16 protein-coding genes are annotated in these 14751 nt (G+C 67.6%); 12 read left to right on the forward strand and 4 right to left on the reverse strand.

Features of this window, described 5'->3' with window-relative positions:
• The first annotated feature begins 12 nt into the window (after positions 1–12).
• The 7 genes from ABDJ85_RS17405 (at position 13) to ABDJ85_RS17435 (ending at position 5901) form a co-directional block, all read left to right on the forward strand.
• Entirely contained in the window at positions 13–888 is an 876-nt protein-coding gene (locus tag ABDJ85_RS17405; protein ID WP_347706063.1) for a biotin synthase, read from the forward strand.
• Positions 889–1201: 313 nt separating this feature from the next.
• Positions 1202–2320, forward strand: coding sequence for a cytochrome c oxidase subunit II (gene coxB, locus ABDJ85_RS17410; protein WP_347706219.1), 1119 nt, complete (start codon positions 1202–1204; stop codon positions 2318–2320).
• A 30-nt stretch (positions 2321–2350) separates the two neighbouring features.
• Complete coding sequence (gene ctaD / locus ABDJ85_RS17415) at positions 2351–3982, forward strand: cytochrome c oxidase subunit I (RefSeq protein WP_347706064.1); 1632 nt, start codon at positions 2351–2353, stop codon at positions 3980–3982.
• Positions 3983–3998: 16 nt separating this feature from the next.
• A complete protein-coding gene (locus ABDJ85_RS17420) occupies positions 3999–4109 on the forward strand; it encodes a cytochrome oxidase small assembly protein (protein ID WP_347706065.1) in 111 nt (36 codons plus the stop codon).
• 102 nt (positions 4110–4211) lie between these two features.
• On the forward strand, positions 4212–4742 hold the full coding sequence (locus ABDJ85_RS17425) for a cytochrome c oxidase assembly protein (protein ID WP_347706220.1): 531 nt from the start codon (positions 4212–4214) through the stop codon (positions 4740–4742).
• On the forward strand, positions 4739–4972 hold the full coding sequence (locus tag ABDJ85_RS17430) for a DUF2970 domain-containing protein (protein WP_347706066.1): 234 nt from the start codon (positions 4739–4741) through the stop codon (positions 4970–4972). Before ABDJ85_RS17425 ends, ABDJ85_RS17430 begins: the two co-directional genes overlap by 4 nt.
• 44 nt (positions 4973–5016) lie before the next feature.
• Positions 5017–5901 carry a cytochrome c oxidase subunit 3 gene (locus ABDJ85_RS17435; RefSeq protein ID WP_347706067.1) on the forward strand — a complete coding sequence of 295 codons (885 nt, stop codon included), beginning with the start codon at positions 5017–5019 and terminating at the stop codon, positions 5899–5901.
• A gap of 73 nt (positions 5902–5974) precedes the next feature.
• On the opposite strand, the gene ABDJ85_RS17440 is transcribed toward ABDJ85_RS17435, so the two are convergent.
• Positions 5975–6208, reverse strand: coding sequence for a DUF2909 domain-containing protein (locus tag ABDJ85_RS17440; RefSeq protein ID WP_347706068.1), 234 nt, complete (start codon positions 6206–6208; stop codon positions 5975–5977).
• A 15-nt stretch (positions 6209–6223) separates the two neighbouring features.
• Between ABDJ85_RS17440 and ABDJ85_RS17445 the strand changes: the two genes are divergently transcribed.
• The 5 genes from ABDJ85_RS17445 to ABDJ85_RS17465 are packed head-to-tail and all read left to right on the forward strand — an operon-like array spanning position 6224 to position 10235.
• Positions 6224–6946, forward strand: a complete 723-nt coding sequence (locus ABDJ85_RS17445) for an SURF1 family protein (protein WP_347706069.1) — start codon at positions 6224–6226, stop codon at positions 6944–6946.
• Complete coding sequence (locus ABDJ85_RS17450) at positions 6900–7622, forward strand: SCO family protein (protein ID WP_347706070.1); 723 nt, start codon at positions 6900–6902, stop codon at positions 7620–7622. The genes ABDJ85_RS17445 and ABDJ85_RS17450 overlap by 47 nt, the downstream gene beginning before the upstream one ends.
• A 12-nt stretch (positions 7623–7634) precedes the next feature.
• Entirely contained in the window at positions 7635–8717 is a 1083-nt protein-coding gene (locus tag ABDJ85_RS17455; protein WP_347706071.1) for a COX15/CtaA family protein, read from the forward strand.
• An 11-nt stretch (positions 8718–8728) separates the two neighbouring features.
• On the forward strand, positions 8729–9637 hold the full coding sequence (gene cyoE, locus ABDJ85_RS17460; protein ID WP_347706072.1) for a heme o synthase: 909 nt from the start codon (positions 8729–8731) through the stop codon (positions 9635–9637).
• Positions 9638–9641: 4 nt separating this feature from the next.
• Positions 9642–10235, forward strand: coding sequence for an SCO family protein (locus ABDJ85_RS17465; RefSeq protein WP_347706073.1), 594 nt, complete (start codon positions 9642–9644; stop codon positions 10233–10235).
• A 133-nt stretch (positions 10236–10368) separates the two neighbouring features.
• Here ABDJ85_RS17465 and rpoH read toward each other — a convergent pair whose 3' ends face one another.
• From rpoH to ABDJ85_RS17480, 3 genes are all read right to left on the reverse strand, one after another.
• Complete coding sequence (gene rpoH / locus ABDJ85_RS17470; protein WP_347706074.1) at positions 10369–11292, reverse strand: RNA polymerase sigma factor RpoH; 924 nt, start codon at positions 11290–11292, stop codon at positions 10369–10371.
• Between the two features lie 188 nt (positions 11293–11480).
• Positions 11481–11978, reverse strand: coding sequence for a chemotaxis protein CheW (locus ABDJ85_RS17475; RefSeq protein ID WP_347706075.1), 498 nt, complete (start codon positions 11976–11978; stop codon positions 11481–11483).
• Positions 11975–14740, reverse strand: coding sequence for a CHASE domain-containing protein (locus ABDJ85_RS17480; protein WP_347706076.1), 2766 nt, complete (start codon positions 14738–14740; stop codon positions 11975–11977). The genes ABDJ85_RS17475 and ABDJ85_RS17480 overlap by 4 nt, the downstream gene beginning before the upstream one ends.
• Positions 14741–14751 lie beyond the last annotated feature (11 nt).

The following is a 14751-nucleotide window of genomic DNA, read 5'->3' on the forward strand; positions in this document are numbered from 1 at the left end:
GCCATCGACGCGGTGGCCGTGTCTCGCCAGGCCCGGCGTCTGGCCCAGGCCGATGCGCCGCCCTGGCTGCACCTGGAGGTGGCGCAGCGCATGGCTGAACGGCTGGACTTCATCAAGCTGCGGCCGGAGCAGGTGCTCGACACCTCGGCGTGGCTCGGTGCCAGTGCGGAAGCCCTGAAGGCGGCCTACCCCAAGGCCCAACTGCTGTGGCGGCATGCCGACCCCGCATTGGCGCACCGGAGCCAGGAGGCGCTGGCGCGACCTTGGTGGGCGCTCGGCCGTGGCGCGCCGGCCCGGTGGGTCGGCGATGACCCAGCCACGGCGCCGCTGGTGTGGTCCAACCTGGAACTCCACGCCCGAGCCGACCTGCCTGCGTGGCTGGCCGACTGGGCCGCGCGGACCGAGGTGGGCGGCTTCGTGATGTTCTCGTGCTATGGGCCGGACAGCTTCGTCGAACTGCGGCCGCTCTTCCGGGCCGCTGGCTGGGGCCGGCCTGCGCCCGCCTGGTGGGACATGCATGACATCGGTGACCTGCTCGGCCGCGCCGGCTTTGCCGACCCGGTGATGGACCAGGAGCGACTGCGGCTGACCTGGTCGTCAGCCGACCGCTTGCTGACGGACCTGCGGGCGCTGGGCGGCAATGTGGCGCCGGATCGCTTCCCGGGGCTGCGCACGCCGCGCTGGCGTGCGGCACTTGTCCGGCAGTTGGAGGCGCTGCGTGGGCCTGATGGTTTGATCGCACTCAGCCTTGAGCTGGTGTTTGGTCACGCCTTCAAGGCGGCGCCACGGCCGGGCGCGGCGGGCGAAACGCGGATTGGCGTGGACGAACTGCGCGCCCAACTGCGCTCGCCGAACAAGGGCCGGCCGACATCCGGGGGTGAGTCGTGACGCCGTGGCCAGGAAAGGCCGTTGGCAGCCTGGAACGAGGCTCGACCTTGGTGCGCTGGGCTAGAATGCTGGGTCTTTCCGACCGGGCATTGCCGTCGTGCGCGTGACCGCACTGTGCCGGCTGGAAATTCAAATCCGTGGACGCCGCCAGCCGCAGCTGGCATGCGTTCCTGGGGATGCGAGGGTCGTCCTGGGTCTGCCGGCGCTCCCGCATTGGGTTGAGTTGATAAGCAAAGTGACGACCATGATGAAGATGAACGCACGAGTCCGTCGAACCGGCCGCCTGCTGTCGCAAGCGGCGCTCGGGACGGCAATGCTGCTCACCACCGGCGCCGCCATGGCGGTGAAGGACCTGCCCGGCGGTCCGGCCGTCAATCAGATCAACCTGCACCCCCCGGTCACCAAGATCGCGGCCGACCAGATGTGGCTGCACAACTTCATGCTGATCGTCTGCCTCGGCATCTTTGTCGCGGTCTTCGGTGTGATGTTCTATTCCATCTTCAAGCACCGCAAGTCCAAGGGCGCGGTGTCCGCCAACTTCCACGAGAGCGTGGCCGTTGAAATTGCCTGGACCGTGGTGCCCTTCATCATCGTCATCGCGATGGCCCTGCCGGCCACCAAGGTGGTGGTCGCCATGAAGGACACCACCAATGCCGACCTGACCATCAAGGCCACCGGCTATCAGTGGAAGTGGGGCTACGACTACATCAAGGGCGAAGGCGAAGGCATCGGCTTCCTCTCCACGCTCGATACCGCCCAGCGCGAGCAGTCCGACAGCGGCAAGCCCGAAGCGGTCGACAACTACCTGCTCAAGGTGGACAACCCGCTGGTGGTGCCCGTGGGCAAGAAGGTGCGCATCATCACCACCGCCAACGACGTGATCCACGCCTTCATGGTGCCGGCCTTCGGCATCAAGCAGGACGCGATCCCCGGCTTCGTGCGTGACACCTGGTTCAAGGCCGAGCAGACGGGCGATTTCTATGGCCAGTGCGCTGAGCTCTGCGGCAAGGAACACGCTTACATGCCCATCCATGTGAAGGTGCTGTCGGCTGACGACTACAGCGCCTGGGTGGCCGGCAAGAAGAAGGAAATGGCCGCCAAGGCTGACGACCCCAGCAAGGTGTGGGAACTGGCCGCGCTGATGGAGCGGGGCGAAAAGGTGTACTCAGCCAACTGCGCCGCCTGCCACAAGGCCGATGGCAAGGGCGCCGGCCCGATCAAGGCCCTCGATGGCTCGGCTGTCGTGACCGATGCCGACAAGCTGGCTCAAGTGGCCGTGGTGCTCAAGGGCCGCCTCGACAAGGGCATGCCGGCCTGGGCGCAGCTCTCGGACACCGAGATCGCCGCCCTCGTCACCTATACGAAGAACAGCTGGTCCAACAAGACCGGCCAAGTCGTGCAGCCGGCTGAAGTTGTCGCCGCTCGCAAGTAAAGCCCAGGACGCCAGGAACAAGGAAACATCATGAGTGCAGTGCTTGACCCCCACGGCCACGGCGTTCACGGCCACGACGACCATCACGACCACCACGCCCCTACCGGCTGGCGGCGCTGGGTGTTCGCCACCAATCACAAGGACATCGGGACCCTGTACCTGCTGTTCAGCTTCGCGATGCTGATGATCGGCGGCGTGCTCGCCCTGTGCATCCGCGCCGAGCTGTTCCAGCCCGGTCTGCAGTTCTTCAACCCCGAGCTGTTCAACCAGTTCACGACCATGCACGGTCTGATCATGGTGTTCGGGGCCATCATGCCGGCCTTCGTGGGCTTCGCGAACTGGATGATCCCGCTGCAGATCGGCGCGGGCGACATGGCCTTTGCGCGGATGAACAACTTCAGCTTCTGGCTGCTGATTCCCGCCGGCTTGATGCTCGCCGGGTCGTTCTTCATGCCTGGCGGCGCGCCGGCAGCAGGCTGGACGCTCTACGCGCCCCTGACGCTGCAGATGGGCCCCTCGATGGACGCCGGCATCTTCGCGATGCACATCATGGGCGCGTCGTCGATCATGGGCTCGATCAACATCATCGTCACGATCCTGAACATGCGCGCGCCCGGCATGACGCTGATGAAGATGCCGCTGTTCGCCTGGACCTGGCTGATCACCGCCTACCTGCTGATCGCCGTGATGCCCGTGCTGGCTGGCGCCATCACCATGACCCTGACCGACCGTCATTTCGGCACGAGCTTCTTCAGCCCGGCCGGCGGTGGTGACCCGGTCATGTACCAGCACATCTTCTGGTTCTTCGGGCACCCCGAGGTCTACATCATGATCTTGCCGGCCTTCGGCATCGTCAGCGCCATCGTGCCGGCCTTCGCTCGCAAGCGCCTGTTCGGCTACGCCTCGATGGTGTATGCCACGGCCTCCATCGCGATCCTGTCCTTCATCGTGTGGGCCCACCACATGTTCGCCACCGGCATGCCGGTGACGGGCCAGCTGTTCTTCATGTACGCCACGATGCTGATCGCCGTGCCGACGGGCGTGAAGATCTTCAACTGGCTGGCCACGATGTGGCGCGGTTCGATGACCTTTGAAACCCCGATGCTGTTTGCCGTGGGCTTCATCTTCGTGTTCACGATGGGCGGCTTCACCGGCCTGATCTGCGCGATGGCGCCGATCGACATCCAGATCCAGGACACCTACTACGTCGTCGCCCACTTCCACTACGTGCTGGTGGCCGGCTCGCTGTACGCGCTGTTCGCCGGCGTCTATTACTGGGGCCCGAAGTGGACCGGCGTCATGTACTCCGAGACGCGCGGCAAGATCCACTTCTGGTGGTCGCTGATCGCCTTCAACGTCACCTTCTTCCCGATGCACTTCCTGGGTCTGGCTGGCATGCCGCGTCGCTATGCCGACTACCCGATGCAGTTCACCGATTTCAACCAGATCGCCAGCGTCGGCGCCTTCGCCTTCGGTCTGGCCCAGGTCTACTTCTTCCTGTTCGTCGTCGTTCCGATGATGCGCGGCAAGGGTGCCAAGGCACCGCAGAAGCCCTGGGACGGCGCCGAGGGTCTGGAGTGGGAAGTGCCGTCGCCGGCACCGTTCCACACCTTCGAGACGCCCCCGAAGCTGGACGCCACCGCGACCAAGATCGTCGGCTGAACCGAGCTCAGTGGTCATGACGCCTGAACAGCGCAAGAGCAACCGGCGGCTGGGCCTGATCCTGGCCTCCGTGGCGGCGGCGTTTGCGATCGGTTTCGTGGCCAAGCTCGTGTTGTTCGGGCGCTGAGGACGGTAGACCGTGGCGCGCAATCCTTTCGGCACCCTGGTCGGTGCGCTCGCGAGTGCCAACCGCGAGCTGCTGTTGAAGCTCGCAGTGATTGCCGTACTGATGTTCGGGTTCGGCTACGCGATGGTGCCGATGTACCGGGCGATCTGCAGTGCGCTCGGCATCAATGTGCTGTCCTTGTCTGAGCGCCAGGAGATCTCGCGCCAGCAAGGGCTGGCCGACGGCAACGGGCAGGTGGACCGCAGCCGGTCCATCACGGTCGAGTTTGACGCCAATGCCCGCGGGCCCTGGGACTTCAAGCCTGCGGTCAGCCATGTCGTCGTCCATCCGGGCGAGCTGGCCACGGTGATGTACGAGTTCAAGAACGTGCAGAGCCGGCCGATGGTGGCGCAAGCCATCCCAAGCTATGCGCCCCATCAGGCCAGCACGCACTTCAACAAGCTGGATTGCTTCTGCTTCAGCGAACATGTGCTGCAGCCTGGCGAGAGCAAGCAGTGGCCGGTGGTGTTCGTCATCGACCCCAAGCTGCCGCGAGACGTCAAGACCATCACCTTGTCGTACACCTTCTTCGAGGTGCCCGGCAAGAGCGCAGCCAAGCAGGCGGCGCTGGTCGTGCCGGGAGCGCGGTCATGAGTCAGGACTTGCGCGAGGCCGTTCAGCGCAAGGTGTCTTTCAGGCAGACCGTCTCGGCGGTGGCCTGGTCATTCTTCGGCGTGCGCCGGGGGGCCGATCACGTCAGTGACATGCAGAAGCTCAACCCTGTGCATGTCGTGATCGCCGGCCTCATTGGTGCGGCTTTGTTTGTTGTGCTGCTGGTGCTGCTGGTGCAGTGGGTCATCGGCAGTGGCGTGGCGGCTGCCTGAGGCAGCTGGCCCGGATTTGAAAATAGGTAGAGGAGAAAAGCGCGATGTCCGCAGCAACGTCCCACGGCAGCACGCCGTACTACTTCGTGCCGGGTCCGTCCCGGCATCCGGTCCTGGCCGCCACGGGCCTGTTCTTTGTCATCCTCGGGGCCGGCCAGTGGGTCAATGGTCACGGTTGGGGCATGTACTCGCTGTTCGGCGGCCTTGTGTTCTGGGCCTTCGTGCTGCAGCAGTGGTTCCGTGAGGCCATCGCTGAAAGCGAGAGTGGCCTCTATGGTGACCGCATCGACGTCTCCTTCCGCTGGAGCATGTCCTGGTTCATCTTCTCCGAGGTCATGTTCTTCGCCGCCTTCTTTGGCGCGTTGTACTGGGCCCGCGTGCATTCGGTGCCCACGCTTGGCAATGCCGAGCATGCCTTGCTGTGGCCCGACTTCAAGGCCATCTGGCCCAGCGTCGCTGCCGGCAACACCGGTGCGCCCGCTGGCACGGTGGAAGCCTTCACGACCATGGGCCCCTGGCCGCTGCCGACCGTCAACACCGCGCTGCTGCTGACCTCGGGTGTGACGCTGACCATCGCCCACCACGCACTGATTGCCGGCAACCGCAGCAAGACGATCGCGTTCATGTGGCTGACCGTGCTGCTGGGCGTGACCTTCCTGTTCGTCCAGGGCTACGAGTACTCGCATGCCTACCACGAGCTCAATCTCAAGCTCAGCTCGGGCATCTACGGCTCCACCTTCTTCATGCTGACCGGCTTCCACGGTTTCCACGTGTTTGTCGGCATGCTGATGCTGCTGTTCATCACGCTGCGACTGCAGAAGGGCCACTTCACCCCGCAACGTCACTTCGGTTTCGAAGGCGCTGCCTGGTACTGGCACTTTGTGGACGTGGTGTGGCTGGGCCTGTACCTGATCGTCTACTGGATGTAAGCCGGCCCCAGCTGCCGACCACTCAAAGCGCCGCGCCTGCGGCGCTTTGTCGTTTGGTGGTTGTGTGGTTCCTTCAGCGGCCGGCCGGCAGGCCTGTCGGCTGGATCCAACCCAGGGCGTAGCCCAGCAACACCAAGGCAAAGATCGCGATGGACACGCCCACACGAACCGCCAATGCACGCGCCATCCGGGCGTTGCGGCTGGCGTCGTCGTCCGCGCCGCGCTGGCCATTGCGAAGCATGAAGAAGCCTGCGGCAGCCAGCGCTGCCAGCACGCCGACGAATGCGATGGCGACCAAGGTTTTCATGGTCAAGGATTATCCGTGCCGGCTCCCGCTCGCCTGAACCGCGCGCTGCTTGCGGCGCTGGCCGTGTCCGGCGCCCTCGCAACGGCCTGGCTGGGTCGCTGGCAGCTGCACCGCGCCGACGAAAAGATCGCGCAGCAGCATCTGATCGAGCAGCAGGCCGAACTGCCTGCCCTGGGGGTGGCCGACCTGGCCCGCGCGGACGCTGCCCGAGACCAAGGCCGGCGCGTGGTGCTGACCGGCCGTTGGTGGCACAAGCGCACGATCTACCTCGACAACCGGCCCATGGACGGCCGCGTCGGCTTCATCGTCGTGACGCCACTGCGCCTCTCGGATCAACGTGTGGTGCTGGTCCAGCGCGGCTGGGTGCCGCGCAATTTCGCGGACCGCCAGGCGCTGCCCACCTTGCCCCAAGCCAGCGACGAACAGCGGGTGCAAGGCCGCTTGATCGCCGCGCCATCGCGGGCCTACGAACTCGGCGCAGCCCAAGGGACATCGTCGATCCGGCAAAATCTCGACCCGGCGGCTTATGCGCACGAGATCGGCGCGCCGCTGCTCCCCATCACCGTGCTGCAGACCGACGCCGACGGCGACGGCCTCTTGCGGCATTGGCCTGCGCCGGATCTCGGCGTGTCCAAGCACCACGGCTATGCCTTTCAATGGTTCGCGCTCTGCGCGCTGATCTCGGGTCTTTATGTCTGGTTCCAATTCGTCCGCCCCCGGCGGGCACCCAAGCCCTGAGCCGCTGAACTTCTCCGTCCATGCGCTGCCTGACCCGCGCGACAGCGCGCGTGTGCGCGTCGGGCGGCTCAAGATGTTGTTCATCCTGGCCTTGTGCGCGGCACCGGTGGTGGCGTCCTACCTGGCCTTCTATGTGTTCAAGCCACGCGGTTCGGCTTATGGGGAGCTGATCCTGCCCACCGTGGAGCTGCCGTCCAGCCTCCCCTTGCGTGACCTGGCCGGCCGCCGCGTGGCGCCCGATGCCTTGCGGCAGCAGTGGCTGCTGGTGGTGGTGCAGGGCGCCGATTGCCCGGCCACCTGCGAGCGCGTGCTCTACGTGCAGCGCCAGCTGCGCGAGATGCTGGGCAAGGAGCGTGACCGCCTGGACAAGGTCTGGCTGATCCCGACCGAGGCTGACACCGACGCGCCGCTGGCCCTGCGCCCCGAGTTGCAGGCGGCCGTCTCACAGCCGGGCGTCGAAGTCGCCGTGCTGCGTGCGCCGGCGGCGGCCCTGCAGGCCTGGCTGCAGCCGGCACCCGGCCAGACGCTCGCCGATCACCTCTACGTCGTCGACCCCATGGGCCGCTGGATGTTGCGCGAGCCCATCGAGGACGACCCCGTCAAGATCAAGCGCGTGATGGGTGACCTGCAGCGCCTGCTCAAGGCCAGCGCGAGCTGGGACACCCCGGGGCGTTGAGCCGCCATGGCCATGGACTGGACCCCTTTGCTCCAGGTCGCTCTGCTCGGGGCGGCCGTGGCGGCCGTGCCGCTGACGTGGTGGCACCTGCGTGCCTCAGGTGGCAGCCCGGCGGCGCGCCTGCGTGCGCTCGCGGTGCTGACGGCCTTCCTGACCTTCGACCTCATCGCCTTTGGCGCCTTCACGCGGCTCACCGACTCGGGCCTGGGCTGCCCGGACTGGCCGGGTTGCTACGGTCAGGCCAGCCCTGTGGGTGCGCGGGCGCACATCGCCGTCGAGCAAGCCGCACGGCCCACGGGGCCTGTCACCCACGGCAAGGCCTGGGTCGAGATGATCCACCGCTACTTGGCGGCCGGCGTCGGCGTGCTGTGCGTGGTCTTGTGCTTCCAGAACTGGCGGCAACGCGCCAGCGGCGTGGGCCGCCCCGGCCTGGCGACGCTGACCCTGGGCTGGGTCATCTTGCAAGGCGCCTTTGGCGCGCTGACGGTCACGATGAAGCTCTTCCCCGCCATCGTGACCCTGCACCTGCTGTTTGGCATTGGCCTGCTGCTGTTGCTCGTGTTGCAGGCCGAGGCCTTGCAGCCACGGCCGCTGCAGGCGTCCGCCGCATTGCGGACCGGCCTGTGGGTGCTGCTGGTGCTGGTCGTCCTGCAGGTGAGCCTGGGCGGCTGGGTCAGCACCAATTACGCCGTGCTGGCCTGCGACGAGTTCCCCAGCTGCCGCGCCGGCAGCCTCTGGCCCGACGCAGACTTTGCCGGCGGCTTCACGCTCTGGCGCGAGCTGGGCACCGATGGCCGCGGCGGCCTGCTCAGCTTTGCGGCACTCATCGCCATCCACCTGGCCCACCGCGTGGGCGCTTTCGCCGTGCTCGCGGGCCTGATCTGGGCGGGGCTGCGGCTGCGGCGTGAAGGCCTGACGCGGCCGGCTGCCTGGCTCTGGGGTCTGGCGGCCTGGCAGTTCCTCAGCGGGCTGTCCAACGTCGTGCTGGGCTGGCCCTTGGTGGCCGCGCTGGCCCACACCAGCGGTGCTGCCGCCCTGCTGGCCGTTCTTGTGTCCTTGCTTGCTCGGCTGCACGCCGGGCAGCGCATCCGCTAGGCTTGATCTCCATGGCCACGACCTCTCCGGCTGCCCCCGTCGCGTTCTCCGCGCGCTGGCAGCAGTTCTACCAGCTGACCAAGCCGCGCGTGGTGCAGCTCATCGTGTTCTGCGCGGCCATCGGCATGGCGCTCGCCGTGCCTGGCTTGCCGAACGGCGCCGAGGCCCTGACCATGCTGTACGCCGTGGTCGGCATCTGGCTGGTGGCGGGCGCCGCTGCGGCGTTCAACTGCCTGATCGAGGACGGCATCGACGCGCGCATGAAGCGCACCGCCTGGCGCGCCACCGCCAAGGGCGACCTCAGCCGCAGCCATACCCTGCTGTTCTCGGCGCTGCTTTGCGGCGCGGGCATGGCTCTGCTGGCCTGGGGCGTCAATGTGCTGACCATGTGGCTCACCTTCGCCACCTTCGTGGGCTATGCGGTCATCTACACCGTGGTGCTCAAGCCCATGACGCCGCAGAACATCGTCATCGGCGGTGCCTCCGGCGCCATGCCGCCGGTGCTGGGTTGGGCGGCGATGCGCGGCGAGCTGGGCCCCGAGCCCTGGATGCTGTGCCTGATCATTTTCGTCTGGACGCCGCCGCACTTCTGGGCGCTGGCGCTCTACCGCGTCGAGGACTACGCCAAGGCCGGCCTGCCCATGCTGCCGGTCACGCATGGCAACGACTACACGCGGCTGCAGATCCTGCTCTACACCTTCGTGCTGCTGGCGGCCACGCTGCTGCCCTTCCTGGCTGGCATGAGCAGTTGGCTGTATCTCGCCAGCGCCCTCGTGCTGGGCGGCATCTTCTGCGCCTATGGCTGGCAGCTGTGGCGCGACTACTCCGATGCGCTGGCGCGCCGCACGTTCTGGTACTCGATCTGGTACCTGGCCCTGCTGTTTGCGGCGCTGCTCCTCGACCACTACCTACTAGGCTGAGCCCATGCTGAAACGCACCCTCCTGCTTGCCAGCGCCTTGTTGCTGCTGGCGGCCTGCCAGAAGGCCGGCCCGGAGCGCCAGGCCTTCAAGGGCATCGACCTCACGGGGGCCGAGTACGCGCGCTCCCTCAACCTCACCGACCAGGACGGCCGTGCACGTTCGCTGGCCGACTTCAAGGGCAAGGTCGTCGTGGTCTTCTTCGGCTACACGCAATGCCCCGACGTCTGCCCCACCACCATGGCCGAGGTGGCCGAGGTCAAGCGGGCCCTCGGGCCGGATGGCGAGCGTGTGCAGGGTGTGTTCGTCACCGTTGACCCCGAGCGCGACACGGCGGCCCTGCTCAAGGCCTACCTGGGCAGCTTCGACCCCAGCTTCGTGGGCCTGCGCGGCAGCGAGGAGCAGACCCGCGCCGCCGCCAAGGAGTTCAAGGTCTTCTACGCCAAGGTGCCCGGCAAGACGCCCGACTCCTACACCATGGACCACACGGCCGCGAGCTTCATCTTCGACACCGAAGGCCGCGTGCGCGTCTATGTGCGCTACGGCGCTGGCGCGCAGCCGCTGATCGATGACATCAAGCTGCTCTTGGCTGAAAAATAGGCCCACCCCCTACGGCCTTCGGCCGCCCCCTCAAGGGGGCACTGCCAGTGGCCCGGCGAAGCCGGTTCCACGGCAGTCGCTGGATGAAAAAAGCCCCGGCTCACCGGGGCTTTTTGTTGGGGAGGTCGGGGGCTCAGGCGGTTTCCAGCGCCTTGCGCATCTTCTTCATCGCCGCCACTTCGATCTGGCGGATGCGCTCAGCGGACACGCCGTACTCGGCGGCCAGTTCGTGCAGGGTCATGCCACCCGAGGCGTCATCGTTCACCTTGAGCCAGCGCTCCTCGACGATGCGGCGGCTGCGGGGGTCGAGCGCATCGAGGGCGTGCAGGATGCCGTCGCCAGCCAGGTGGTCACGCGTGCGCGCTTCCAGCACCTGGGTGGGCTCGTGCTGGTCGTCCGCCAGGTAGGCAATTGGGGCAAAGCTCTCGCCTTCGTCGTCGGTCGGGGCTTCCAGCGCCACGTCGCCGCCAGACAGGCGCGTCTCCATCTCCAGCACTTCCTCGGGCTTCACGTTCAGCTCGCGGGCCACGTGGGCCACTTCGGCCTCGCTCAGGCTGGTGCGGTGGCTGTCGGCGTCGCTGTGGCCGGCCTTGAGCGCCTGCTTCATCGAGCGAAGGTTGAAGAACAGCTTGCGCTGGGCCTTGGTGGTGGCCACCTTCACCATGCGCCAGTTCTTCAGGATGTATTCGTGGATCTCGGCCTTGATCCAGTGCATCGCATAGCTGACCAGGCGCACGCCTTGGTCGGGGTCAAAGCGCTTGACGGCCTTCATCAGGCCGACATTGCCTTCCTGGATCAGGTCGCCCTGGGGCAGGCCGTAGCCGAGGTACTGACGCGAGATCGACACGACCAAGCGCAGGTGCGACAACACCAAGCGCCCGGCGGCCTCCAGGTCACCCTGGTCACGCAGGCTGCGGGCAGCGGCAGACTCTTCCTCGACCGTCAGCAGTGGCAGCCGGTTCACGGCGGAGATGTAAGCGTCCAGGTTGCCCAGCGACGGCACCAAGGCCCACGGATCGCGGACGGTCAGCGCTGAAGTGGCAGTGGCAGCAGACATGTTGGATTCCCTCTCGTAGACACGGTGAACAACCCGTGACGAAGCAATATTAGCACTCGACTGTAGCGAGTGCTAAGAGTGTCCGAGACCCCGAATGACCACCAATTCACGGGGCGAATCCGGCGAGCAGGCGCTCACCTTGCCAGTCACCCGGGGTGAGACCCCGGGGCCGACTTGCCGAGGCTCCGTCAGTCCACCAGCCCGAAGTCCGGGCTTTTGATCATGGCCTCGATGTCCAGCAGGATCAGCATGCGTTCGCCGATCTTGCACAGGCCGGTCATGAAGCGGGAGTCGATGGCCGCCGGCACCTCGGGGCGGGGCTTGATCTCGCTGGCGGCCAGCTCCAGCACGTCGGAGACCGAATCCACCACGATGCCCACCACACGGCCTGCCACGTTCAGCACGATGACGACGGTGAAGCCGTTGTACTCGCTGGGTTGGCTGAGGCGGATGCGCAGGTCCAGGATGGGAACGATCACGCCGCGCAGGTTGACCACGCCCTTGACGAAAGGCGGCGCGTGGGCGACGCGGGTCGGCGCCTCGTAGGAGCGGATTTCCTGCACCCGCAGGATGTCGAGGCCGTATTCCTCGCCGCCGATGCGGAAGGTGAGGAACTGGCGGCCGTCCACGCGCGCGGCGGCTTGGGAGGCAGTGCCGGAGGCGGGCACGAGTTCAGTCGAGCTCATCGTGTGCTGGGCAGCTGTAATGCAGATGCTGATGATTCTGCACCGTCCAGGCCGGGTGGTGCGGCGGCGCGCAAGCGCAACACAAAGCAAGCGCCTGAGTCTGTGACATCGAGCGCATCCAGGCTGCCGCCGAGCATCTCGGCCAGATGGCGGCTGAGCACCAGTCCAATCCCGGTGCCAGGCACGCTGCTGCGCTCCTGGCCCAGGCGCTCAAAGGGTTGGAAGAGGCGCAGCCGCTGTTCGGCGCTAAGGCCGGGGCCGGTGTCGCGGACCCGGATCTCGACCCAACCGGGCTCGCGGCCTTCGGCCTCCAGGAAGACCAAGCCGCCGTCTCGGTTGTACTTGATGGCGTTGGAGAGCAGATTGGTCAGGATCTGGACCAGGCGTGTCGGGTCGGCATAGACGTGCGCGGCGCTGGGGGCCAGGGTCACCCTCAGCTCCACCTGCCGCTCCTGCGCCATGCCGCGCACCATGGCCTGGGCCGAGGCCACCAAAGGCGCCAGCGCCAGCTGGCTCAGCTCCGCGCGCATGCTGCCCGCCTCGATGCGGGACAGGTCCAGCGTGTCGTCGATCATCGCCAGCAAATGCCAGCCCGCCTGGGCGATCTGCTCGGCTCGCTCGGCGTGGGCGCGGGGCAGGGGCGACTCGGTGTCCATCTCCATCAACTGGGTGAAGCCGAGGATGGCGTTCAGCGGTGTGCGCAGCTCATGGCTCATGCGCGACAGGAACTCGCTCTTGGCGCGGTTGGCCGCCTCGGCGGCCAGCGCGCGCTGCTCGTCCGACAGGTCCTCCACCACCCCCAGCAAGGACTGCGGCTGACCCTGGGCGTCCGGCAGCAGGCTGACACGCGCGCGCACCTGGATCTCGCGCCCATCGCCGGTGCGGTAGCGCTTCTGGCGGCTGTAGGACGTGATCTCGCGGCGCAGCAGCTGGGCTGCCAGGCGGCGGTCCTCGGCCTGGTCCTCGGGCAGGGTGATCTGGCTGATGGACATGCCCATCAGCGCCTCGGCGCTGTAGCCCACCAGGCGGCAGTAGGCCGGGTTGACCTCCTGGAAGCGGCCCCTGACGTCGCAGAAGGCGATGCCGATGGGCGCCTGCTCGAAGATGCTGCGAAAGCGCTGCATGGTGTCGCGGAGCGCTCGCTCGCTCTCGCGGCGCTCGGCCATCTCGTGCTCCAGCGCGGCGGTGCGCAGGCGCACCAGGGACTCGACCTTCTCGGTGCGGCCCGACAGCGCCAGCAGCAGCATGCCGATCAGGGCCGAGCTGCCCAGGCCCATCAGCGCAAAGGGCCAGGTGTGCCGCTCGGTCAGCCGCGCCGCCTGGCTGGCGCCACTGGTGTCGCTGACGTGGATCGCCCATTGGCGCTGCCCGATATCCAGCACCCGCGTGCTGGCAAAACCGCGCGGCTGGGCACGTTCGCAGTCGGTCGGCCCAGCCAGGCGCTGGGGCAGCGCGCTGTCGGTGATGTCGGTCAGGCAGATGTCCAGCCGTTCGGGCCAGGTGGCCACCACGCGGCGCAGCAGCAGGTCGGGGCGCAGCGTGACGAAGGCCAGGCCGCTCAGGCTGATGCGGCGGTCGGCCGGCGTGGCGTGCGGGCCGTCGAACAGCGGCTGGTAGATCACCACGCCCGTCGCTGTCTCGGCGTCCTGCGTCAGTTGGAAGCCGGCGGTGGCAGCCGCCACGCCGGTGGCGATGGCGCGCTCGGCCGCTGCTCGGGCGTGCGGGATGGAGCGGATGTTCACGCCCAGCGCGCCCCGGTTGCGCGCCAGCGGTTCGATCAGCCGGATCGCCAGCAGGTCCTCGCCCTCGGGCGGCGCGGCGTCGTCCGTGCGGCTGCGGTCGTGGGCATGGAAGTCGTCCAGCCCGTCCGCGCGGGCCGCCGCCTCGAAGGCTGCAACGTCGGCTCGCGCCACACGGCGCGCCCAGCCCAAGGCACGCAGTGCGCCGTCTGCATGCACCAGGGGCGCCGTGGCGCGGGCAAAGTCCGCCTGCGAGGGCAGGCGGCCAGGCAACTCAGCAATGCCCTGCACCCCGGCCAGCGTGAGGAAGGGTTCGCGCAGCAGCCGCTCCAGGTCCAGCGTGGCGTGGGTGGCATCGCGGTCGAAATCGCTCTGGCGGCGCTCCAGGTCCCAGCGGCTCACCTCGGCCATGCCCAGCACCACGGCCGTCGTCAATGCCAGCAGGGGCAGGGCCACCGTGTAGCGGCGCGAGCGCCAGGCCTCGGGCGGCGTGGCCAGCAGGGTCAGGGTGATGGGCGCCGCGATCATGGCGCCCAGCGCGTCACCCATCCACCACGTGAGCCACAACTCGGCGCTGTTCTGGCCCAGTGCGGCCCCGCCCAGCACCAGGGCCGCCACGCTGGGGCTCACCAGGCCGCCGACGCCGACACCCAGGCCATAAAAGCGCAGGATGGCGCCGCGGTCGGTCAGGGTCAGCTGGGTGTCGCGGCGGCGGATCAGCCAGGCCCCCAGGGCGGCCTGGGCCATGGCACCCAGGCTCACCAGCGCCGCGTTCAGCACCGGCGCCGTGCCTGACAGCTGCCATTGCGCCGCGTAGTTGATGACCATGGCGCCCAGCCAGATACAGGGCGCCCAGCGCAGGCCGTAGACGGCCAAGGCGGCCAGGGCAAAACCGGCGGCCGGGAACAGCGGTGAGGCCGCCTCCCCCGGCAGCGTGACCCGCGTGCCCAGCCAACCCAAAAGGGCATAGCCCAGGGTCAGGACGGCGGCACGGCGGCTCAGGGCCAAGGCGTCTTTGCGCATCTTGGCCGCGA

The sequence above is a fragment of the Roseateles paludis genome, assembly GCF_039872745.1.
Classification (GTDB): Bacteria; Pseudomonadota; Gammaproteobacteria; order Burkholderiales; family Burkholderiaceae_C; genus Pelomonas; species Pelomonas paludis.